The organism is Marinitoga sp. 1155 (genome assembly GCF_001021175.1).
Lineage (GTDB): Bacteria > Thermotogota > Thermotogae > Petrotogales > Petrotogaceae > Marinitoga.
Genome location: NZ_AZAX01000020.1, coordinates 14,688 through 40,246, shown reverse-complemented (window position 1 = coordinate 40,246; position 25,559 = coordinate 14,688). Strand labels below are relative to the sequence as shown.

The following is a 25,559-nucleotide window of genomic DNA, read 5'->3' as shown; positions in this document are numbered from 1 at the left end:
CTTAGTTTATAGTTACATTACCGATATCCGAATAATCAAATTTTATAATCTTTGTTTCATCATCCCCAATATACCTCACCCCTTCCGCATTTTTAAAACTTAATTTTGTTTCACCTGTTGATTTCCCTTTAAAATATATTTTTATAATATCTCCTTCTAATTTTGTTACATTAGAGTTTTTCTCAAAAGCTATATTTATTTTTATACTGGAATCGCTTATTTTAATATCCTGAAAAAATATATTTATATCTTCTCTTAAAAATTCTATTCCCGAGGCTTCTTTTGTTTCATCAACTTCCAGAAAATTCGAATCAAAAACTATTTCTATATTTTTTAAACCATTAACAGAATATAATTTACTCGTTGATATTGTTGCATAACCTGTTTCGTCTAAATTAATATTCATATCACTTATTTCTATAATTGCTGGTTCTTCCTCAGTTCTAAATTGGATCACCTGACTTTTCGAGCTTAATTCTCCATCGCTCGCTTCAATCATTAAATAATACGTTGTTTTATATTTCAGTTCCTTACTTAATATATATTCTGAAATGTTCAATCCTTCTGAAATTTTATTATTTTCAATGTCATCTTTATTTTCCGACATATATATAGCAAATTGAAGAACATCACCATCTGGATCTGAACATTCCCAGCGTAATTTTAAGTTTTTTGTTGTAACATCTTCCAACCCATTTGTTGGATATTCAAAAACAGGTGTGTCTGGAGCTCTATTTTTATTTTTAACCGTTATTTTAAAAGTATCTTCAGCCAATTCTAATCCATCTGTAACACCTATTTTTACCTCATATTCACCTGCAGAATCATAATCAGCATAATAGATATATTGCGTAGCCTCTTTAGTTGTTATTATTGTTCCAACACCAGATATTAACACAAAAGATAGCTCCTCATTATCAGCATCAGACACATAATCGGATAAATTCAGAATTATTGTGCTATCTTCCGTTATTTCCTGATCAGGCATATTTATAATGGGTTTATTATTTTCTATTTCTTTCGTTTTAAACTTCCATACATCACTTTTATTTATATCCCCATATTCATCTTTTGCCACAACTTTCCAATAATATGTCTTTTTTATATACAAATTTGGACTATATTCTTCATTTTCTAAATCAGATGCAACCTTTGCATTTAATTTTTCTTCTTCAACCTCTGTTCTGTTTTCACTTAAATATACATCATATAAAACTTTATCGCCATCTATGTCATATGAATCCCACATTAATTTTTGTTTTAAATCTATATTTTCAGAATAATCCTCCGGACTTATTAATTCCGGTTTCTCTGGAGGATTATTTATTGTTGTTTCTGATACTTCATCTGATTCTGGCGATCTGGCTATTATATTGTCATTCTCATCTTTTTCCCAGGCTATTATTTTATAAGTATATTTCATCTTTCTTTCCAGGTATTTATCTACATATTGTGTTTCTTCTATTTTTTTTAATAATTTATATTCTGTTTTATCATCCTTCCTATATATCTCATAATATGAAGCTTTGTCAATTTTATTCCACTTCAATGTTATTGTATCTGTTGACACATTTGTAATTTCTATTACTGGTTTATCCAGATTTTCCGGTGGTGACTTTGTATAAAATTTTATTTCCTCTCCTTTAACAATACCATATCCATCAGATACATCAACTGTTAAAGAATATTCCAAATTATATTTTAAATTCACCTTATACTCAGTGGTAAACACTTTAGCAGAATCTATCAAATTATCGTTATTTTTTATTTTAATTATATATTCTAATCCATCTCCATCTGGGTCATTAGATTTTGTCCATATAATTTTCATATCAGGATTTACAATATCTCCAGATTCCGGAGATATTATATTTACCTTATCGGGTAATCTATTGGGAATACTGATATATTTCTCTTCTTTTATTATTTTATTCTGATTAGAATACGCAACAAGTTGATAAGCATAAGATTTATGCGGGGAAAACTCATAATCTTTATATTCTGAAATATTATTAACTGATTTTATAAGAGTATAATTCTGTTCTCCTTTTTCTTTTCTGTATATTTCATAATTTTTTATAAAAGACGAACTTTTCCATTTTATCAAAACATAATCACTTTCAAACGAAACGTTTAAATCAAGGGAAATTGAATCGTTAAAAGAACAGGATGATAATATAAATATAATTATAAACAATATTGCATAATATTTTCTTTTCATATAGCCCCTCCTAAAAATCCTTCTTTATATTTATATATCGACTAAAAAAAAAAGAAATTTTAACTTATAAAATTTCTTTTTCAATTTATTATTATATAATTTTTATTACATGAATTTTTTACTAAATATTAAAATGTATTTTCTAAATATATTTATTTAAGTTTCATAATTCCACTCCTTTTTGCTTTTTTAATATTATAACATAATTTAAGTCTTTTTTAAGATATTTATGCTATAATACTCTTGAACATTTTGAAATATTTATAGTCTAATGGATAGGATATTTTATATTTCTAAAATTAGAAAGAACTAAAAAAGATTTGTAATTGGAGGTGGTCGTGTGTTTTTTTATCCATTCTGGTTTGATCCTACATTTATTATTTTATTACCGGGTTTAATATTGTCTTTAATAGCTCAGGCATCTGTACAATCAACTTTTTCAAAATATTCTAAAGTTATTTCTTCAACAGGTGAAACCGGTGCAGATTTTGCAAGAAGAATGCTTGATAATCTTGGACTATATAATGTAAGAGTTGAAGCTGTTTCTGGTTTTTTAACAGATCATTATGATCCGAGAAATAAAGTTTTGAGACTATCTTCTGCCACTTATTCAAGCAGGTCAGTTGCTGCTTTAGGCGTAGTCGCCCATGAAGTAGGACATGCTATGCAACATCAGGAAAATTATTTACCATTAGTTTTAAGAAACTTTTCCGTTCCATTTGCTTCTATTGGATCAAATTTATCATGGATTATTTTTATAATAGGATTTCTTTTTTATAGTCAGACATTAATCCAACTTGGTATTATATTATTTTCTTTTGCAGTATTATTTACTATAATAACATTACCAGTTGAATTTAATGCCAGCGCGAGAGCTATAAAAATCCTCCCTTCAATGGGTATGCCAATATCAGAAGTATCACATGTGAAAAAAGTATTGGGTGCTGCTGCTATGACATATGTTGCTTCTGCTGCCATGGCTATTTTACAATTACTAAGAATGCTTATGTTAGCAGGTATCGTTGGAGATAGAGATTAAATAACTTTATAACCCGACATTATGTCGGGTTATTTTTATACTAATATTAAAATTTTCTATATTATTCACATATAATCTGATTTATTTAAGTATAATAATCTATAATATTCATTTTTCATACTTTTTTTTCTAATATGAATATGTTATATTTTAATTAGTTGCTTGAAACAAACAACTAATATTAGGAGTGATCTATATGGTAAAAATCACTGATTCATTGATAAAAGTATTGAATTTTATATGGAAAAAAGAAAAAACATACTTAATGGAAATTTCAAAAGAAACAGGTCTTGAAAAATCAACTGTTTCCAGATCTTTGAATAAATTAAAAAATTTAAACTTAATAAAAAAAGTTGATGAACTTTCAGCTTCTCCACTTGGTGGAAGAAAAACTTCTATTTATTCATTCAATTTTTCTATTGGATATATTTTAGGTATTTCAATAGAACAGGATGGCCTTGAATTTGTTTTAACAGATTTACAAGGAATTATAATTTTTTCAAAAAGAAAAAATATAAAAATAGACAAAAACAATATCGTAAATGAAATTATCTCTATTTACAGTCAATTTTACGATTATAAAATTTTAAGTGTTGGTATTTCACTTCCAGGTATAATTAATTCTTCAAATGGAATAATTGTATATTCTAAAGCTTTAAATATTGAAAATTTGGATTTATCAACAGCATTAGAAAAAGAAATTGATGTTCCTGTATTTATAGAAAATGATAGTAATTGTGGAGCCATTTTTTTTAATTTGAAATATAAAGATAAATCACATAATATTTTATATTTCCATATTTCAATTCCATATTTCGCTACAGACCATGTTGGACTGGGTATAGGTATTGTTATTAAAAACAAATTATATCATGGAAGCAATAATTGTGCTGGAGAAGTAGAATTTAAAATCCCTTTAATAAATACAAATGAAAATATTTCTTTCACATCTATTTTAAATGAAGATATAGATACATTAATAAATAATAGTAGAGATTTTATTAACATATATTCAAAAAAAATTGGTGATTATATTAGTATTTTTGATCCAGATAATATCATAATCGGGGGTAATATTACTCTTTTAAATGAAAAATTTTTAAATTTTTTCATTGAAGAAATTAAAAAAAATATTTTCATTCCAAATATACGAAAATTGCAGATAAATCATATATCTCCAGAAGACTATCTAACTTCTCGTGGTGCTGTCTCTATAGTTTTACATAAAATGTTTTCAAATAAACGCGGTACTGAAAATTTTTTAAAAATTTATTTGATGAAAAGAGGCGATATTAAATGAATTATAAATATGGAAAATTGTTTTTTCTTGGTTTTCCAGACGGAATTGATGATGAAGCTTTAAATATAATTTTAAAGTATAAACCTGCAGGTGTAATTTTATATCCAGGAAATATGAACAGTATTGAAGAGTTGCAGATTTCTATGGATAAATTATATTCTCTTAATATTCCTTTACTTATTTCATCTGATCACGAAGGTGGTCAATTGGAAACTGTTCCTGGAATCTTATCTTCACCAGGAAATTATGCTATTGGAAAAACAAATGAACCAAATATTACTTATAAATATGCATTTTATCTTGGAAAAAAATTGAAAGAATTTGGTTTTAACATGGTTTTTTCTCCTGTTCTTGATGTTTTACATAAAGATTCAAGTGCAGTTACTGGATTCAGAATTTTTTCTGATTCTCCAGAAAAGGTTTCTATATTTGGAACACAATATATAAAAGGATTAAATGATGCTGGTATTCTTTCAACTGCAAAGCACTTCCCCGGCCACGGAAAAGCTACTCATGATTCTCATGAAGAAACTCCTGTTATTGATAACTTTTCTTTTAATGATTATGATTTATTACCTTTTGAAAATGCTATTAAAAATGGCGTTGAAATGATTATGACAGCACATATTATATATAAAAATCTCGATGAAGATTTGGGTACAGTATCTAAAATCATTTTAAATGACCTGTTAAGAAAAAAATTAAATTATAATGGATTAATAATTAGCGATGCCATTGAGATGAAAGCATTTTATAATAACTATTTCCCTGATAAAGGTGTTGAATTATTTTTTAATAATGGTGGAGATATTTTGATGATTGCTGAAGCTAAAAAAAATTTTAAACCTATTTATACTTCTTTTATTAATCTCATTGAAAATAAAAAAATAGACACAGAATCCATTAATTTGAAAATAAAGAAAATAAATGAAATTCAAAAAAAATATTTTAATGAAAATTATGAAGGAAAATTTTTAACCGATATTGCTAAAAAATCCTTAAAAATAAATATAAAAAAAGATTTTCATATAAATTTGGATACAGATAAAGTTTCTATCGTGATACCTGAACCTAAAAATTTAAGTCAGGCTGATACCACTGCTAAAGATTTAGAAAAATTAGAATCTTTATTAAATTTAGAATTTAAAAATGCAAATATTTTTAAATATAACCCTTTAAATGGAGAAACTTATTCAGAACTACCAAAAAATTCTAAAGTTATATCTTTTGTCCTTGATTCTTTTAGATTTCCCGGACAATATAAATTGCATAAAAAAATTAAAAGTTTAAATAAAGATATTATATATGTAATTATAAGGAATGATCAGGATGAAACCTTATATAAAGATGAATCTTATATAATTACTCATTCAACAAAATTAATATCAATATATAACGCCATTAAGGCTATTAAAAAACTTTAGGGGAGGTATTTTTATGAAAAAGTTATTTTTGGTAATCCTTTTAAGTGTATTGGTTATTTTTACATTTGGTAAAACAAAGATTACATTCTGGGGATTTATGTTAGATGATGAATCTTCTGCTAAAATTCTCGGACAATTTATGAAGGAGAACCCTGATATTGAAGTTGAATACGTACAACTTGCATGGTCAAATGGTTTTGACAAAATCGTCACAGCAATTGCCGCAAATAATGCACCTGATCTTGTAGAATTAGGTAACACATGGGTTGCAAATTTCGCAAGCAACAAAACTATTATGAATATGGATGACTATTATTCAAAAGTTAAAGATAAGTATTTTGGCTGGGATTCTGTAAAATATGATACTCACTATTGGGCATTACCATGGTTATTGGGAACAAGGGCATTATTTTTTAATTTAGATTTATTTGAAAAAGCCGGACTTGATCCAAATAATCCTCCAGAAACTTGGGAAGAATTATACGTAGCTGCAAAAAAAATTAATGAACTTGGTGATGATATTTACGGATATGGTATGTGTGCAGGAGAGAATTTCAGCCCATGGCAACAATGGTTCTTGCCAGCAGTTTGGGGAAATAATGGTTCTATTCTTTCAGAAGATTTTAAAAAAGCAAGACTATATTCAACAAAAGTTATTGAAACTGCTGAATTCTATAAGGCTTTATCTAAATATTCTTTAAAAACAAAACAAGCTGATCTTGCAAAAGCTTTTGGAGAAGGCAAGGTAGGAATGTATGTAAGTGGCGCATGGGATATTTCTGGAATAGAAAAAAATTATCCAAATGTTGTTTTTGATGTTGCATTATTGCCAAAACCAACAAAATGGAGTGGATATCATGCTTCATTTGCTGGTGCTGAAGTTTTAGCTGTAACAGAACAATCAAAAAATAAGGATGCTGCTATGAAATTAGCTGAATTTTTATTAAGATCTGATATTGCTATGCAAGTTACAAAATTAGTTCCTTCTGTATTCCCATCAGTTGTAGGTGCTGATAATGATCCATGGTTTGAAGATCATCCTATGCATCAAGTTTTTTATGAACAAAATAAATATGCAAAACCTGCACCATCACACCCTCAATGGTTTAAAATACAACAATATTTAACAGAAGCTATTGAAAAAATTATACTTGAAAATGAAGATATAAACAATACTCTAAGATTTTATAATTTAAAAATTCAACAGGTATTAAATCATTAAAAGAAAAACCCTGCGCAGAGCCACCTGCGCAGGTTCCTAAGGAGTTGAAAAAATGAAAAAGAAAACAAAATACAATCTTGAAACTCTTATATTACTATCTCCATATTTGATTCTATTTGCAATTTTTGGGATATTTCCCATTGCCTATTCTTTTTTTATGAGTTTTACAAATTATACAGGATTAAATCCTCACTATGATTTGATTGGACTATCTAATTATATAAAAGCTTTTAATGATGAAATATTTTTAATAGCCTTAAAAAATACGTTTATTTTTGTTGTTGGAACAATTCCTTTTACAACGATATTTTCACTTTTACTTGCTATCTTAATAAATAGCAAATTATTACCTGTAAAAAATTTATTTAAAGCTGGATTTTTTTTACCTTCTGTAATTTCAATGGTTGTAATATCGACAATATGGATGTACCTGTACAGTGCTAATGGCTTTTTTAATAATATGCTTACTCTTTTAGGATTTAAATCTCTTGGTACAAGTTGGTTGGCCTCAACAAAAACTGCTCTAATTTCAATTATGATCATGGATATATGGGCAGCTATTGGATATTATACCATATTATTCTTAGCAGGATTACAAAGTATTCCAAATGAAGTTTATGAAGCTGCTTCTATAGATGGTGCAACAAAAACTCAAACTTTTTTTTCTATAACTTTACCATTATTAAAACCAACTATGTTTTTTATAATTTCTTTAAACACTATTAGGTCTTTTCAAATATTTGCTGAAATTTTTACTATGACTGAGGGAGGCCCCTCAAATTCAACTCAAACTGTAGTTCATTATCTTTATGAAACTTCATTTAGGCAATTTGATATGGGATATGCCTCTGCTATAGCTTATATATTAATGGCTATTATTATGATTTTTACTGTAATTCAAAAACATCTTCTCAGGAGTGATATACAATGAAACGATTTATATTTTTATTTCTTATGTTTATATTACTTATAATTTCTTTATTCCCTTTATTAACAATGTTTTTTACAGCTATTGTACCTCAGGGAAATCTAAATAATATTGTTACAGAAAAATTTTTAAATGATTTTGAAACAAAATATATTAGATATATAAAAAGAAAAATTAAAACTTATAATGGAACAAAAATAAGTATAGTTAAAGATTCTCCAGTTTCAACTCAAAGTTTAAAAATAGAAATTTCTCCTGAGAAAAATCAAAAAGTTGCTCTATTAACAGGCGACCTTGATTTAAGAATATCAAAAGGGATTGAATTATATGCAAAACTCCCAGACATTGATGATTTCAATATAGAATTTTATGATATTGATGGAAATTCCTACTCATTTCCAATCGAAATAAATGGTGATTTAAATAAATGGGATAAAATTTTTATTTCTTTGACTAACGTTAAAAAAATAGATCTTAAACATATAACAAAAATAGCATTTTCTTTTTATTCTAAAAAAAGAGCTTATATTTATATAGATGATATAAAGATTAAATATAAATTTCCAACTCTAATGAATTTTGTTATCGTATGGAGAGAAAATAATTTTGGAAGATACATGTTCAATAGTTTGTTAATTGCTATTCTTGTTGTATTAGGAAATATTATATTCTCCACAACTGTTGCTTATGCATTTGCACGAAGAGAATTTTTTGGGAAAAATTTTTTATTTCTAATTGTATTAGCTACAATGATGATTCCTCCTCAGGTAACTATAATTCCAATATTTATTTTAATGAAAAATTTTGGATGGATAGATACATACTATTCCCTAATTATTCCTTTTTTAGTTACACCATTTGGAATATTTTTATTAAAACAGTATATAGAACAATTACCTATTGAATTAGAACAAGCCGCATATGTTGATGGCGCTAATACATTTCAAATCCTTTTTCATGTAATATTCCCACTTTCAAAGCCAGCTATAGCTGTAATGGGGATAAATACCTTTATTACATCATGGAACATGCTTTTTTATCCTTTAGTAATGACTTCTTCAAAAAACATGAGAACAGTTCAAGTTGGTCTCGCTTTGTTTCAGAAATTCAACCAAGTTGATTGGCCAATATTAATGGCAGCATCTTCTATAATAGGAATTCCTGTAATAATAGCATTTCTAATATTTCAAAAACATATAATTTCTGGAATAACTCAAGGGGCGGTGAAAGGATGATTGGTAAATATACTATAAGGGAAATAGAAAGAATACCAGAATTATTAGAAAAAGCTGATAATTTTAATTTTTCATTTACAAAAAGTAAAAAATACGTTTTTGTAGGGTGCGGTTCTTCTTATAATCTTGGATTTATAGCTTCAAAAATTTTAAACACCCATGGATATTGTTCTTCGACTATATCCGGAGGTGAAGTAATTGTTTTTAATAAAGTTCCAAGTGCTGATATATCAATATTCATATCAAGAACTGGTGAGTCAACTGAAACAGTAAAAGCTGTACAAAATTTCAAGAAAAATAATATTAAAACTATTGGTATTACATGCACTCCAAACTCTTCATTAACAAAAATATGTGATGAGTCATTTATATTTGATTTTGCAAATGAAGAAAGTGTAGTTATGACTGGATCTTTTATATTTATTTTAAATTTCCTATTAAATGGTATTCAACACAATAATTTATCAGAAAAAAGTTTTAATGTTCTTAACAATTCTAAAACTTTAATAGACTCTTTAAACTTAAAAGATTTCAATCATTTTATCTTTCTTGGATTTGATGAACAATACGGAATTTCAAAAGAAGGTGCGTTAAAAATACAGGAAATGGCCATTCAAAATGTAGAATTTCATGAGCCACTTGAATACAGACATGGACCAAAATCCACTTTAACAGATAACACTCTTGTAATAATAAATTCAAAAGATACAAGAGAAGAAAAAATACTTGCTGAAGAACTTAAACTCTTAGGTGCAAAGGTTATATTCATAGGTAAAAACGGCGATATAAATATAGATTATGACTCAGGATTTGAAAGTCCTTTAAAAATGATTTTTCCACAGTATCTTGGATATAAAAAAGCTATAATTGAAAATCTCAATCCTGATAAACCGAAAAATTTAAGCAAATCTGTAATTTTGGATTAATCTGTTATATTTAATTGTGAGGTTAGAATATGATTATCGATAATATATTAATCGTTGATCCTATTGACGGCGAGTATACTGGTAAAATAATACTATCTGATAATAAAATTAAGAAAGTTTTAAAAGAGAAAAAAGAATATGAATATATTCTAATGCCTGGTTTTGTTGACACACATACACATGGCTATAAGGGTATTGATACAATGAATTCATCAATTTCAGATATAAGAAAATGGGCTGAACTCAACTTTTCTCATGGTATAACAAAATTTTTTCCAACAACCGTATCTGCATCAATAGAAACACTTAAAAGGATAACAAATAAATTTTCACCTGTATTATCTGCAGCTGGTATTCATTTAGAAGGACCTTTTATAAATAAAACAAAAAAAGGCGCTCAAAATGAAAAATTCATTCATTCACCTGAAATAGACATTATTGATAATATAATTAGTGAGAAAGTAAAACTAATAACAATGGCACCAGAATCTAAAAATTTCTTTCTTATAGCTGATTATTTAAAAAACAAATCTATCATAATATCTCTTGGACATTCAAACGCTGATTATATCACATTTAAAAAAGCTATATTACATGGAATAAATAGAATAACGCATTTTCCTAATGCTTTAAAAACTATACATCATAGAGAAATTGGAGGAGTCGGTGCTGGGCTGCTTGAGAATTTCAAAATAGAATTAATCGTTGATAATATACATACATCTGAAGAATTTATAAAATTGATTTATAAAATAAAAAATATAGATGATATTATCTTAATAACTGACTCTATTTCAGCTACAAACTTAAAAGATGGCATTTATTCTTTAGGCGAATTAAAAGTTACTGTAAAAAACAAAAGAGCTACTTTAGACAATGGAACTATTGCTGGCAGCACCTTAACCTTTGATGAAGGTGTTAGAAATTTTTATTCTATAACCAATTGTTCTTTAAAAGAATTATCTAAAGTTTCATCCTATAATGCATTACAAAATTTAAATATAAAAAATGAAGGAAGAATAAAAGATGGATATATCGCAAATTTTGTTATTATGGATAAAAATTTAAATGTCATAAAAACTATATTTAATGGAGATATTGTATATAGAAAAATTTAGACAAATTATTATATACACAAAAAAGCGGAGAAATTATTATTCTCCGCTTTTTGTTTCTTTGGTAATACGATGTCTAATCAAATTCACTCAGGCAGCTCGATTGCTTATCCTTAAAATTATTCATTCTCAGCCGTCGTTCAGATTTTTCATCCATGAAAAAGCTTCACTCAAAAAAACGTCCTGTTTTTTTGACGGCTTACATTCATAATTTTAATGGCAATCCTCGAGCCTTCGTTTCATTTGAGACTTTTTAGACAACCTATTTGGTAATTTTGAATATTAAATGTTTCATCGTTAAAAAATCCCTTTTCTCATTTTAGATTAGACATTTCTTTTTGTGCTTTATTTAATGCTTCTTCTGGGCTTAATAATCCCTTTAATACCATTAAAATATATCTTCTTAAAATCTCAGAAAATTTATTATATTCTATTAGATAAGGTCTATTTACTGCATTTTTTAATTCTAAAATTTTTTTATAATTATACTCTTTTTCTTTTATATACCCATCATACATGCTTTTAAATGGTGGAATTTCATAATTAAATTTTTTAAAAAATTCTTTTTTTGTAAGTATTCTTATAGCATTAATAGATTCTTTAATTTTCTTTGTATTTCTAAGTATTGCGAGGCCTTGATATCCGCTTACTGAAACTGTTTTTTTATATTTACTTATTTTTTTAGCTACAGGTATTAAATCCAGCATTCCTTGTTTCATAATTTTAGAATATCGTTTATCTTCCATGTATCTTGATTGATATGTCCAATTAGTAGTAAAAGCTGCATCACCATTTAAAAATATATTTAAAACATCATCTTCTTTAAATTCTAAAGACATGGGATTAATTAATTTTTCATCTAACAAATGTTTCATAAAATTAAGAGCCTTTACCGCTTCAACTGTATTTATCTTTAGTTTTCCATTTTTATAATAGTCTCCTCCAAAAGCGCCTAAGATCCATGTAAATTCACATGTTAATGCTTCCTTATTTAACCAAGAATCTACTATTGGATATTCTAAAATTCCCTTTTCTTTAATAATTTTTGCTTGATGTACCATCTCTTCTAAAGTTTTTGGAGGATTATCAAAACCTGCTTTTTTCAATATTTCTTTATTCACAAAAAAATGCTGTATATTTACAAGATATGGAATAGCCCATATTTTTCCATTATATTTAAACTGATCTAATATATAATCAGGAATATCTTTATAATATTCTTTGCTTATTAAATCATCTAAAGGATACAACATATTATTACTTGCTAATTCAGGTATCCATATCAAGTCAACTAAAACAAGATCATATAATGGTATAGCCGAATTTATTGATATTTTTAAATTTTCATGCATTTCTTCATAAAATTTAAACGTAACCTCTATATTAGTTGCTTCTCGAGATATATAATTTGTTAAATCCTCAGGTTGATATCCCGCCTGATACATATATAAAAAATTTATGCTAAATATTAAAATATATATACTTATGAATAGAATAAAAACAAGGATTCTTTTCATTATATTTCCCCCTGCAGTTTTTCATATTTTTTTAACTTATATTGCAATGTCCTTAAACTAATCCCCAATGCTTTAGCTGTTTTTGTTTTATTTCCTTCATATTTTTTTAATGTATTTAAAATTACTTTTTTTTCTATTTCATCAAGTGTCATTGATGAATATTCAAAATCTTCTTTTTTATTGTTATTTATAAAAAATACACTTATATCAGATTTCTTAATTATTTTATTTGTATCAAATATGATAAATATTTTTTCGACAAAATTTCTAATTTCTCTAATATTTCCTGGCCAATTATAATTTAATAACATATTCATAGCATCCTTTGAAAATCTAATTTCTGATTTATTATATTTTTTAGCATATCTTTTATTAAAAAACTCTATAAATATTGGAATATCTTCCCGCCTTTCTCTTATTGGGGGTATATTTATATTTATTACATTTAACCTATAAAACAAATCCATCCTAAAATTTCCTTTTTTCACCTCTTCTTCAAGATTTCTATTAGTTGCCGCTATTACTCTAACATCAACTTTAATTTCTCTATTTGCCCCAATCCTTTCAATAGTTCCATTTTCTAATACTCTTAAAAGCTTACTTTGAATTTCCAAGGACAATTCTCCTATTTCATCAAGAAATATTGTTCCCTGATCTGCAAGTTCAAATTTCCCTGGTTTGCTTTTTTCAGCTCCTGTAAATGCTCCTTTTTCATATCCAAATAATTCAGATTCAACTAAATCTTTAGGTATTGCTGCACAATTAACTATAATAAATGGTTTTTCTTTTCTTTTACTAAACCTTTGAATATATCTTGTAAAAACTTCTTTTCCAACTCCAGTTTCTCCTGTTATTAAAAGGTTAGCATCTGTTTCTATTACTTTATTGACTATTTCTATTAAGTTTCTCATTATTTCAGATTGCCCTATAACAAAATCTTCTTTTATACTTTCTTGAACTATATATTTTAATTTTAAATTTTCTTTTTCTAATTCTATTTCTTCATAAGCCTTTTCAATTACAAAAAACAATCTTTTTAAATCTATTGGTTTTTTTATAAAATCAAATGCACCTGATTTCATTGAATATACAGCATCTTGAACATCACCAAACCCCGTCATAATCACAACTTTTAAATATGGATTAATTTTAATAAAATCTTTAATTTTCTCTGTTCCTTTCCCATCAGGCAATATCATATCAACAAGCGCTATATCATAATCATTTAAATTTATATTCTGAATACTTTTTAAATCATAATAAACATCAACTTTATAATTTTTCTTCTCTAAAAATTTTTTTAAAATTTTCGCGCTATTTTTATCATCTTCTATTATCAAAATATTCTTCATAGTATCTCCTCACTTTTGAATTCTAAAATGAATTTTGTTCCAGATTTCGAACTTTCAAACTTTATTTCTCCATTTAATTCTTTAACTATAGAATGCACAATAAATAGACCTATTCCATTTCCATATTTTTTAGTTGTAAATGGTTTTTTAAAAACGTTATTTTTTAATTCTTCTGGTATTCCTTCGCCATTATCTTCTATTAAAACTTTAATTTTATTATTATTTTTTAATACATTTATAAAAATATATTTTTCTCCTTCTTTATTTTCTAAAGCTTCTATGGAGTTATTTATTATATTATAAAATAATTGATTTAACCTTTGTGGATTAGCCTTGATTAATATATCCTCATGTGAACTTTTCAAGTTTACTTCTATAGAATTTTCCAAAAATCTATATTTTAACAAGTTTAAAATTTGAGATATAACATTATTTATATTTATATTTCTTTCATTAGATTCAAGTATGGCTTTCGAAGATAAATCGCCTACAATAGTATCTATAGTCTTTATCTGTTCCATTATTAAATCTGATATTTTTGCTATTTTGCTATTGTCTTCAAACTCCATTTTTAAATATTGCAAATTAAGCGACATTGAATTTAAAGGATTCCTTATTTCGTGTGCAGCTATTCTTCCAAATTTTTCTTTCTCAATTAATCTCTCATTTAAAGAATAAAGATCATTCATTTCTTTCTCAAGGGAAATATCTCTTATTATTATCAACATCGATCCATTTTCAAATACCTCTCTCGTTATTTCTATTAATTTCTGTTTTTTAGAAATTTGAATATAATATATTCTATTTTTAGATGCCCTTATTTCCTCAATACCAATTTCCTTTAAAACTTTTTCACCAAAATCATTTTTCGCCTTTATATTGTTATTCATATCAAAAAATATTATTCCTTCAAATAAATTTTCAACTAAATATTTTAAAGTATTTTTCTCTTCTTCTATTTTTTCTATATTCTTTTCTATCTCATTCCTCATAGTATTTAAATTTTTTGACAACAAATTTATTGACTCAACAAGAGTCTTATATCTGTTATTGTTTAGATTTTTTATATTTATATTTACATCAAAATTTCCCTTTGCTATTTTAGAAATAGATTCTATAGAAATTTCAAGAGTTCCTATATCTTTACCAAAATAAAATAATGCAAAATATATTAATAATGGTGAAATTATAGTCCATATTATTAATGTCGTATTTAAATTTAAAGATATATTTTCAAAAAATATGTCTTTTATTTTATTTTGAATTGCATTTAATTGAGAAATATCAAAAGACAAAACTAATATTAAATCTTTTGAAAGATAATGAATTTTTGAGGGATACTTGTATTTTCCTGAAATAACAAAATTATCTTTAATTTCAAATTCTTTATAAAATGATTCTTTTTGAAAAAGTTTATGATTTTTTCCTATTAAAGAAATAATGGAAATTGAGGAATAATTTAAAGAATCTAAAAAATATTGATTTATTTTTTTGGATGCATATACTGAAACATTATTCTTTGAATATCTTGCAATCATATATATTGACTCTTTATCCTCAAAAAAACCTTCATTAATTTCTTTTAATTGAATAAAATCGCCAATATTAATAATTTTATTTTTATTAACAACTATTCTGACACCATCTACATCTGAAGAATTCAACAATTCGGTTATATAAATATTTAAAGTATTTAATAATCCAAATTTGGCATAATCTATAATTCTCTGATTTTCTAAAATGCTTTTAGAAAAATTTCTTAACATCTTCTGTTGTTCATAAAAGTTATTTATAGTAGTAGGATAAATTTTGTTGACCATTTCAAATCCAAAATCATTAATGGTAGATTTTGTATATCCAGATAATTCATTAAAGAGATACTTTGTAATATATACCTTATTAAAAATAATTGTAATTATCGGAAAAAAAGCAAAAATTAAAATAATAAAAATAAATCTTTTTTTCAAATCCATAAATTCACCACCAAATTTCTGCATACTGTATGCAAATTTTGCACATTTAATTATACTTATTTTAATATTATTATGCAAATTTTGCGCAGAGATATTAAGAACTATTAAATTAATTTAAAACTAATAATAAGTCAAATACTTTATTTTTTTAATTTTTCTACAGAAGATTTTAGATTGGCACGGTGTTGCTAATATTTATTTTGGATAGAATATCCTTTATAATAATCCAAATATTTCAAGGTGGAGGTGTAGTAGATGAAAAAGTTTTTATTAGGTATTTTAGTTGTTTTGGCTATTACCATTTATGCTGTTGATGTTGGTATTGTTCTTCCAACAAAAGATGAACCAAGATGGGTTCAGGATGAAATGCGCTTTAGAGATGCTTTAAAAGATACTAACTATTCTGTGGAAGTATTATTTAGTCAAGGTTCACCAGCAAGAGAAAGACAAAATGTTGAGGCTTTATTGTCAAAAGGTATAAAAGTTCTTATTATATGTCCTCAAGACGCCGTAGCTGCTGCTGGAACTGTAGAAATGGCAAAAAAGTCTGGGGTACAAGTTATTTCATATGATAGATTAATTTTACAAACTAAAGCGGTTGATTATTTTGTAACTTTTGATAGTGTTGAAGTAGGAAGAGCACAAGGTAGATTTTTAATAAAACATGCAACTGGGAAAAATAATCCTTTATATTTGTACGCTGGCGCTCTTTCTGATAATAATGCTTTCTTATTTTTCCAGGGAGCATGGGAAGTTTTACAACCTAAAATTGCTGATGGTACTTTTAGAATTATAAATTCTTCTGAAGCCAAAAAATTGCAAGATAAAAAAAGTTTAACGCGTGAAGAAATGGCAAAAATAATCGGTCAGGTTACAACAGATTGGAGCTTTACAGTAGCAAGAAGAAAAGCAGAAGATAACTTAACAAGAGCTAAAAAAACAGACAAAGGCACTGTATATATTTTAGCCCCAAATGACGGAACAGCAAGAGCTATAGCAGATGCATTTAGACAAGATAGAGCTGTAAAAAAATATTATGTAACCGGTCAGGATGCAGAAAAAGCATCTATACAATATATTATTAACGGAAAGCAATCAATGACTGTATTTAAAGATGTTAGACTTCTTGTTAAAGATGCTATTAACTTAGCTCAATTCCTTTTGAAAGGTGTGGAGTTAATTACTCCTCAATCATACGATAATGGAGCAAAAATGGTTCCTGCAATTCAATCAGAGATTCAAGTTGTTACAAAAGATAATGTAAAAGAGATTTTAATCGATTCTGGTTATTATAAAATATCTGATTTCAGATGGTAAATTATTAAAAGGGTAGTGATTATCACTACCCTTTTAAAAAAGTGAGGTGATTTCTTTGAATGATTATATACTTGAAATGAATAATATAACAAAAGAATTTCCAGGAGTTAAAGCACTTGATAATGTAAATTTCAAAGTAAAAAAAGGGGAAATCCATTGTTTAGTTGGCGAAAATGGTTCTGGAAAATCTACACTTATGAAAATTTTAAGCGGTTTTCATACGCATGGTAGTTATACAGGTCAAATTATTTTTGAAGGAAAAGAAATGAAATTTAAAAATATATACGATAGTGAAAAAGTTGGTATTGTTACAATTTATCAAGAATTAGCACTAATTCCTGAATTAACAATTTATGAAAATATTTTTTTGGGCCATGAAATAAAAAATAATGGCGTAATTGATTGGAACAAAACTATTTCTGAATCCAAAAAAGTGTTAAAAAAACTTGGATACAATATGGATACTTCAAAGAAGGTAAAAGAATTAGGTGTTGGTTTACAACAAATCGTTGAAATTGGAAAAGCCTTAAGCAAAAATGTTAAACTGCTGATTTTAGACGAACCAACTTCTTCATTAAATGAAACTGATAGTGAAAATCTTTTAAGAATAGTGAAAGAATTAAAAAATCACGGCATAACTTCTATTTTAATATCACACAAACTTAAAGAAGTTTTAGAAGTTGCTGATACAATCACCGTATTAAGAGACGGTTTAACTATAACAACAATAGAAAATAAAAATATAACAGAAAATGATATTGTTAAATATATGGTTGGAAGAGAAATAGAAGATATTTATCCAAAAAGAAATCATATAATTGGAGAAAAGTTATTTGAAATCAAAAATTGGAAAGCATATGACAAAAAAGATGGAAAATATGTTGTAAAATCTGCCAACTTTTATGTAAAAAAAGGAGAGATTGTTGGCATTGCTGGATTAATTGGTGCTGGAAGAACCGAACTTGCACATAGCATTTTCGGGAATCCAGATAATTATATAATCGATGGAGAATTATACTTTGAAGGTAAAAAACAAAAATTCAGATCTACATCAGACGCAATAAAAGCTGGTATTGCTTATGTGTCTGAAGACAGAAAAGGTAATGGATTGATTCTTGATTTTGATATAAAAACAAATATAACAATCGCAAATCTGAAAAATATATTAAAAAACATATATGTTGATGAAAACGAAGAAATTATTATCTCTGAAAAATATAGAAAATCTCTTAAAATAAAATCTCATAGCATTGAACAAAAAGTTCTTAACTTAAGCGGCGGAAATCAACAAAAAGTACAATTAGCAAAATGGTTATTTGTATCTCCAAAATTATTGATTTTAGATGAACCAACAAGAGGTATAGATGTTGGTGCTAAACATGAAATATATACAATAATGAATAAACTTGTTGAAGAAGGTATGAGTATAATTATGATATCCTCAGAACTACCTGAGGTATTAGGTATGAGTGACAGAATTTATGTCATGGCCGGTGGAAAAATAGTTGGAGAATTAAACAGTCAAGAAGCTACACAAGAAAAAATAATGACTATGGCTGTAGAATATTAGGGAGGAAAGAGCATGCTTGAAGAATTAAAAACATTACTTAAAAAAAATATAAGAGAATATGGAATGTATATTGCTCTTGTAATAATTATGGCAATATTTTCTTTATTAACAGATGGATTATTTTTCTCTTCAAGAAACCTAAGTAATTTATTTAATCAAATGGGGTATATAGCTGTTTTAGCGGTTGGTATGACATTGGTAATAGTTATCAGGCATATAGACCTTTCAGTTGGTTTTGGCTCTGGTTTCCTTGGTGCAATTGCTGCTATTCTGATGATGCAATACAATCTTCCTGTTTTGACGACAATATTCATTGTAATTATTATTGGAATAATTTTCGGCTTAGTAAATGGATTTTTTATTTCATATATAGGAATTCCGTCATTTGTTATGACACTAGCAGGAATGATGATTTTTAGAGGAGCTTTGCTTGTTTCAACAGAAAAAACTGGAACTATAATTATATTAAATGATACGTTTAATGAAATAGGCAATGGGTTTATTCCTGATATTTTTCATAATGAAAATATTCATATGACTTCTCTGGTTTTAGGTGCAATAATAATATTTTTCTATATATTGTCTGAAATAAAAAAGAGAAACAATAAAATTAAATATAATTTTGAAGTATTATCTATAAAAGTATTTATATTGAAAATTGCATTAATTTCTTTCGTTATTGGATATGTATTCTGGACTCTGGCTACTTATAACGGCATTTCCTGGACCTTTTTAATAGTTTTAATTGTTGCATTTATCTATCATATAATTACAACAAAAACCCCTTTAGGAAGACATATTTATGCTGTTGGCGGTAACCCAGAAGCTGCAAAATTAAGCGGCATCAGCATTAACAAAATCACATTATTTGTTTTTGGTTCTATGGGATTTTTAACGGCATTATCTGGTATTCTATATACATCAAGATTCCAATCTGCTACTCCCACAGCTGGTACATTATTTGAACTTGATGCTATTGCAGCAGCTTATGTTGGCGGTGTTTCTGCATCAGGTGGCGTTGGTAAAGTTACAAATTCTATAGTAGGTGCCTTGGTTATGGCTTCACTTATTAATGGAATGAACTTAATTGGTGTGGGTATCTCTTATCAGTATATTATACGTGGAGCTGTATTAGTAGCCGCTGTTGTATTTGATATAAAAACTAGAAATAAAATTTCATGAAAATTATAAATTTATTGCAAACTCCTGCTTCCTGCAGGAGTTTTATGTTATAATAATATTACCACTTTAAAAATAGTCTGTCAAATGATTGGTTAAATACACTTTATTATTTATATCTAAGACTGTCTAATTACGCTTAGATTTTTTATAAAAAATTTAAGATAAAAGAAGGGGTTAATTATATGCTGAGAATAAATAATATAAGACTACCTATTGACCATACTATAGAGGATATAAAAATTGAAATTGCTAAAAAAATTCATATATCCCAAAAAAATATAGGCAAAATAAGAATTGCTAAAAAGTCAATAGATGCTCGGAAAAAAAATAAAATGATATACTTTATATATTCTATTGATTTTAGTGTAGAAAATGAAAAAAAACTTTTAAATAGTTCTGAAGATATTATATATACACCAGAAAAAGAATATAAACTACCTGCATCTGGAGATAAGCCTATATTAACAAGGCCTATTATAATAGGCACAGGACCTGCTGGTTTATTCGCCGGGCTTATCTTGGCGGAAGCTGGATTTGAACCTATTATTTTAGAAAGAGGGAAAAAAGTCGATGAAAGAAAAAAAGATGTAGATTATTTCTGGAATACTGGAAAATTAAATCCAGAAAGCAATGTCCAATTTGGCGAAGGTGGGGCAGGTACATTTTCTGATGGTAAGTTAAATACCCAAATAAAAGATAGATTTCATAGAATACAAAAAATGTTGAAAGAATTTGTTGAGGCTGGAGCACCTGAGGAAATTTTATATACAAACAAACCACATATTGGAACTGATAAACTGGAAATTGCTGTAAAAAATATTAGAAAGAAGATTGAAAAACTCGGGGGAAGTTTTTACTTTAATTCAAAAGTCACCGATTTTATAATAAAAAATGGTAAAATCAAAGGTATAGTTATAAACAATAATGAAAAAATGCTCTCAGATATTGTAATTCTTGCCATAGGACATAGTGCCAGAGATACATTTGAAGTATTATTAAATAGAGGTGTAAAAATATTACCAAAGCCTTTTTCCATAGGAGTTAGAATAGAACATTTAAAAGAAACAATTGATAAAAGTCAATACGGGAAATTCTACAATCATCCAAATTTAAAAGCAGCTGATTATAAATTATCTTATAGAGCAAAAAATAAACGGGCAGTATATACTTTCTGCATGTGCCCAGGAGGATATGTGGTTGGTTCTGCTTCTGAAGAATATATGGTTGTTACAAATGGAATGAGTAAATTTGCCCGAGACAATATAAACTCAAACAGCGCCATACTTATTAGTGTTAGCCCAGCTGACTTCCCCTCTAATCACCCGCTTGCCGGAGTGGAATTTCAAAGAATATACGAGAAAAAAGCATTTGAAATAACAAATTCTTATTATGCACCTGTTCAATTATTCGGCGATTTTATTAAATCAAAAAAATCAACATCATTTGGTAAAATTTTACCAACATATAAACCTGGAACTATTTTTTATGATTTAAATAAAATCCTACCTTCTTATGTTTCCTCAGCCCTAAAAGAAGGAATCCTGGCAATGGGAAAAAAGTTAAAAGGTTTTTCGTATTATGATTCTTTATTGACAGGTGTAGAAACAAGAAGTTCTTCTCCTGTTAGAATAGAGAGGAACAGGCATTATGAAAGCGTTAATACAAAAGGGTTATTTCCTATAGGCGAAGGTGCTGGCTATGCTGGAGGAATTACATCTTCAGCAGTTGATGGTATTAGAATAGCTGAACATATAATAAAAACTTATAAAAAGGGATGGTGAAATTATCAAAAGTGTTTTTATCTTTATGGATTATCAGAATCAACCTGTTGATCCAGAATTAATAATAGAAAAAATAAAAGAATTGGGAAAAATAGTTGGAGGAAAGGCCTATGCACACTGGTCAAAATATCCTGCAACGATGTTTTCGTTTTCAAGGCATGGTATCGAATTAATTGAGATGCCAGAAGATGGCTTTGAAAACAAAAAAGGAAATGACATAAAGTTAGCTATAGATGCTATAGAAACTATGTTTTCATTACCGCATATAAATGTATTTGTTTTAGTTACAGGTGATGCGGACTTTGTTCCGTTAGTGAAAAAATTAAGAATATACGGAAAAGAAGTTATTGTGGTTAGCAGAAGCAAAAATACTTCTAAAGAAATGGAACTCTCGGCGGATATCTTTATTCCATATGAAGATATTGTTAAGTCAGAAAAAATCGAAGACAAAGATACAATTGAAGATGTTGTTGATGAGATAATCAGAATAATAGAAGAACATCAATATAACGATGTAAATGAAAACATTATAAAAAGAATTATTGCTGGTATGAAAATTGATTATAGAGATTTCAAATTTTTATCTTATAATGATTTTATCAGTTATTTAATCAAAGAAATTAGAAAGGAATTTTATTCGAAAAACGGGGAATATAGCGAATATGAAGAAAATTATATGCGATATGTCGAAAGATTATTGGCAACAAGTGTTATACCATTAAAATTAGAACAACTCATTGAAAAAGCACAGGAAAAAAACCCATGGATAACAAAAAATTCCAAATATTCATTAAAAGAACTGATTAAAAAAATGATAGAAGAAAAAAGATTATGGAAAAATTCCAAAGGGTATATACTCGTGCCTATACCAAGGAGATGGGAAATAAAACATGAAAAAATTCTACCTTATCCTGAATTCAGGGATAATTTTATAGAATATGTGTATAATCTATTCAAGGAAAAGAAAGCGAATTCTATAATAGAAGCCATACATTCTGCAAAAAAAGATCTAAACTTAACCAATAAAGTGGTTGGTTCTTTTGGAATTGCATTGAAATTTTCCGGTAAATTTATCGGGAAGGATGGAAGTGACTATGTAAGTATGAAAACACCTGTTTATTTAAATGCTGATTTTGAAGAATTTAGAATTGCAGTAGAAGCATTTTATTTAAAAAGCATTTTAAAAGATGAAGATATACACGAAAAGAACTTACCTATAGCTTCAAACTATATATATAATACAGAAAATCAAAAAAAACTTAATGAAATAATAGAATATTTAATGAATTTACAGGAGGTATTTTATGTCAAACCTTATTATAAGTATTATAAAAACTTAAATAGATAGGTGATTTTATGAAAAAATTTATTTTAATATTCTTTTTAATTTCTATTTTTAATTTTTTATATTCAGAAAAATTAATCGTTGGCGTATATGAAAATCCACCTCTTGTTTTCAAAGAAAACAATGAATATAAGGGGTTAGCCGCTGATTTACTAAAAAGCATTGCCGAAAAAGAAAATTGGGAATTGATATTTCAATATAATTCTTTTAAAAATTTATTGAACGAAATAAATAACAATGAAATAGATATATTGATTGCATTAGGAAAAACAAAAGAGAGAGAAAATTTTATCGTTTACCCTTCAGAATCCTTTTTTACAAATTGGGGAACCATTTATACCAATAATGATTCCATTGATTCTATTTTAGACTTGAAAAATAAAAAAGTTGCTGTTTTGAAAAATGACATATACTATATTCACGAAAATGGTATTAAAAATTTATCAAAAAAAATGAATTTGAATTTTGATTTTTACGAATTTGATTCCTATGATGAAGTATTGAAAGCCGTAAAAAACAAATCATGTGATGCTGGTATTGTTAATAGATTGTATAATGGTAATACATATAATTTATACAAAACTCCTATAGTTTTTTTACCAATTGAAATATATTTTGGATTTTCAAAAAATGTCTCTAAAAATATTATAAATAATGTTAATTATTATCTTGATAAATGGAAATTAGATGAAAATTCCATATATTATTCATTATTGGACAAATATATTTTTAAAAAAAGAAATACAAACTTTGAAAAAATAATAAAATTAGTAATTGCTATAATTATCATCCTTTTATCTATATCCATTACTTTTTATATATTATTGAAAAATGCAACCAAAAAATTAAAAAGAAAAAATGATGAATTGGAAGCATATAATAATGAAATTATTGCAATGAATGAAGAATTAGAAGAAAGTTACTCTAATATGGAAACATTGAATTTTAAATTATTACAACTAACAAAAATGATTTCAAAACTAAAAATAACAAATTCATTTGATGATTTTTACGAAGAATTACTTAGAACTGCTATATATTTAATTCCAGAAGCAGATTATGGTAGTATAATTTTTATTGATTCTAATAATAGCTGGAAGTTTTTAAGTGCATATGGCCATAATTTTGAACTATTGAAAAAAATCACATTTGCTGCTGGTCATATCCCAGAAACAGAAAATATAAGAATTATTGATAATATTGTTGAAAATGAACGACTTGAAATGGACAAAGAATCTTATAACATACTGTTAAAAGCTTCAAAACCCATAAAGCAAAGTTTGATTTACGAAATAAGTATAAAGAATAATGAATGGATTAATTTCTGTCTTGACATCGATAAAAATAGTGAAAAAGTTTTTTCTGAAGAATCTGTTGAAATTATGGAAATTTTTGCCAATCTCGCACGCGCTTTCTGGATTCAAAAATTATCTTATGAGCATATTAAAGAAGTATATCTTAATCTTGCAAATAAATTGGCATATATTGCTGAAGAATATGATGAAGTCACGGGGGAACATATACATAGATTGGCAAAATATTCTCGATTTATAGCTGAAAAATTAAATCTGGACAAAAAATCAATTGAAAACATATACCTTTATGCTCCTTTACACGATATTGGAAAAATTCTCATAGATAAATCAATTTTATTAAAAAATGGAAATTTAACAGACGAAGAATGGCAGGAAATGAAAAAACATACAATATATGGTGCTAAAATTTTAGATGAACCTTATTTTAAAATCGCCAGAAATATTGCTTTATACCATCATGAAAAATATGATGGTAGCGGATATCCTTACGGATTAAAAGGAGATGAAATCCCAATAGAAGCTCAAATTGTAGCCCTTGCCGATATTTATGATGCTTTAAGGAGCAAAAGACCTTATAAAAAGGAGTTTTCACATGAAGTAACGACAGAAATCATCCTAAAAGGTGATAACAGAACAAAACCCGATGATTTTAATCCTAAAATACTAGAAATATTTAAAAAATACCATATTGAATTTAAAAAAATGTACGATGAAAATATGAAAAACAATTGATCTTTCTAATTTTAAATAGAGATATTGATTTTTATTAAAAAAAGATGTATAATATTAATACAAT

At 26.8% G+C, this 25,559-nt stretch carries 18 protein-coding genes; 14 read left to right on the top strand and 4 right to left on the bottom strand.

What is annotated here, in order from left to right:
- Position 1 precedes the first annotated feature (1 nt).
- On the bottom strand, positions 2-2,221 hold the full coding sequence (locus tag X274_RS06965; protein ID WP_047266106.1) for a hypothetical protein: 2,220 nt from the start codon (positions 2,219-2,221) through the stop codon (positions 2-4).
- Positions 2,222-2,561: 340 nt separating this feature from the next.
- Here X274_RS06965 and X274_RS06960 point away from each other — a divergent pair, with 340 nt between their 5' ends.
- The 8 genes from X274_RS06960 (at position 2,562) to nagA (ending at position 11,413) form a co-directional block, all read left to right on the top strand.
- On the top strand, positions 2,562-3,260 hold the full coding sequence (locus X274_RS06960; RefSeq protein ID WP_047266105.1) for a zinc metallopeptidase: 699 nt from the start codon (positions 2,562-2,564) through the stop codon (positions 3,258-3,260).
- A 196-nt stretch (positions 3,261-3,456) separates the two neighbouring features.
- Positions 3,457-4,560, top strand: a complete 1,104-nt coding sequence (locus X274_RS06955) for an ROK family transcriptional regulator (RefSeq protein ID WP_047266104.1) — start codon at positions 3,457-3,459, stop codon at positions 4,558-4,560.
- The gene (locus tag X274_RS06950) at positions 4,557-5,984 is read left to right on the top strand and encodes a glycoside hydrolase family 3 N-terminal domain-containing protein (protein ID WP_047266103.1); all 1,428 of its coding nucleotides are present in this window, start codon (positions 4,557-4,559) and stop codon (positions 5,982-5,984) included. The genes X274_RS06955 and X274_RS06950 overlap by 4 nt, the downstream gene beginning before the upstream one ends.
- Before the next feature lie 13 nt (positions 5,985-5,997).
- On the top strand, positions 5,998-7,206 hold the full coding sequence (locus X274_RS06945; RefSeq protein ID WP_047266102.1) for an extracellular solute-binding protein: 1,209 nt from the start codon (positions 5,998-6,000) through the stop codon (positions 7,204-7,206).
- Positions 7,207-7,258: 52 nt separating this feature from the next.
- Positions 7,259-8,137 carry a carbohydrate ABC transporter permease gene (locus tag X274_RS06940; RefSeq protein WP_047266101.1) on the top strand — a complete coding sequence of 293 codons (879 nt, stop codon included), beginning with the start codon at positions 7,259-7,261 and terminating at the stop codon, positions 8,135-8,137.
- Positions 8,134-9,369 (top strand): carbohydrate ABC transporter permease, encoded by a 1,236-nt coding sequence (locus X274_RS06935; RefSeq protein ID WP_047266100.1) that lies wholly within the window; start codon positions 8,134-8,136, stop codon positions 9,367-9,369. Before X274_RS06940 ends, X274_RS06935 begins: the two co-directional genes overlap by 4 nt.
- Positions 9,366-10,295: an SIS domain-containing protein gene (locus X274_RS06930; protein WP_047266099.1), complete on the top strand. Its 930-nt coding sequence runs from the start codon at positions 9,366-9,368 to the stop codon at positions 10,293-10,295. The genes X274_RS06935 and X274_RS06930 overlap by 4 nt, the downstream gene beginning before the upstream one ends.
- 29 nt (positions 10,296-10,324) lie before the next feature.
- On the top strand, positions 10,325-11,413 hold the full coding sequence (gene nagA / locus X274_RS06925) for an N-acetylglucosamine-6-phosphate deacetylase (protein WP_047266098.1): 1,089 nt from the start codon (positions 10,325-10,327) through the stop codon (positions 11,411-11,413).
- A 311-nt stretch (positions 11,414-11,724) separates the two neighbouring features.
- On the opposite strand, the gene X274_RS06920 is transcribed toward nagA, so the two are convergent.
- Genes X274_RS06920 through X274_RS06910 form a run of 3 tightly spaced genes read right to left on the bottom strand, consistent with a single transcriptional unit; the run spans position 11,725 to position 16,252 of the window.
- A complete protein-coding gene (locus X274_RS06920; protein WP_047266097.1) occupies positions 11,725-12,927 on the bottom strand; it encodes an ABC transporter substrate-binding protein in 1,203 nt (400 codons plus the stop codon).
- Positions 12,927-14,279 carry a sigma-54-dependent transcriptional regulator gene (locus X274_RS06915; RefSeq protein ID WP_047266096.1) on the bottom strand — a complete coding sequence of 451 codons (1,353 nt, stop codon included), beginning with the start codon at positions 14,277-14,279 and terminating at the stop codon, positions 12,927-12,929. Before X274_RS06915 ends, X274_RS06920 begins: the two co-directional genes overlap by 1 nt.
- Positions 14,276-16,252: a sensor histidine kinase gene (locus tag X274_RS06910; protein WP_047266095.1), complete on the bottom strand. Its 1,977-nt coding sequence runs from the start codon at positions 16,250-16,252 to the stop codon at positions 14,276-14,278. The genes X274_RS06915 and X274_RS06910 overlap by 4 nt, the downstream gene beginning before the upstream one ends.
- Before the next feature lie 255 nt (positions 16,253-16,507).
- Between X274_RS06910 and X274_RS06905 the strand changes: the two genes are divergently transcribed.
- The 6 genes from X274_RS06905 to X274_RS11785 all read left to right on the top strand — a co-directional run bounded on the left by X274_RS06905 (position 16,508) and on the right by X274_RS11785 (position 25,495).
- Positions 16,508-17,569, top strand: coding sequence for a sugar ABC transporter substrate-binding protein (locus X274_RS06905; RefSeq protein WP_047266094.1), 1,062 nt, complete (start codon positions 16,508-16,510; stop codon positions 17,567-17,569).
- 55 nt (positions 17,570-17,624) lie between these two features.
- A complete protein-coding gene (locus X274_RS06900) occupies positions 17,625-19,139 on the top strand; it encodes an ATP-binding cassette domain-containing protein (protein WP_047266093.1) in 1,515 nt (504 codons plus the stop codon).
- A gap of 12 nt (positions 19,140-19,151) precedes the next feature.
- Positions 19,152-20,321 (top strand): sugar ABC transporter permease, encoded by a 1,170-nt coding sequence (locus X274_RS06895; protein WP_047266092.1) that lies wholly within the window; start codon positions 19,152-19,154, stop codon positions 20,319-20,321.
- A 182-nt stretch (positions 20,322-20,503) separates the two neighbouring features.
- Positions 20,504-22,102 carry an NAD(P)/FAD-dependent oxidoreductase gene (locus tag X274_RS06890; RefSeq protein ID WP_047266091.1) on the top strand — a complete coding sequence of 533 codons (1,599 nt, stop codon included), beginning with the start codon at positions 20,504-20,506 and terminating at the stop codon, positions 22,100-22,102.
- 25 nt (positions 22,103-22,127) lie between these two features.
- Positions 22,128-23,450 (top strand): NYN domain-containing protein, encoded by a 1,323-nt coding sequence (locus tag X274_RS11615; protein ID WP_052913230.1) that lies wholly within the window; start codon positions 22,128-22,130, stop codon positions 23,448-23,450.
- Between the two features lie 8 nt (positions 23,451-23,458).
- Entirely contained in the window at positions 23,459-25,495 is a 2,037-nt protein-coding gene (locus tag X274_RS11785; RefSeq protein WP_084822674.1) for an HD domain-containing phosphohydrolase, read from the top strand.
- Positions 25,496-25,559 lie beyond the last annotated feature (64 nt).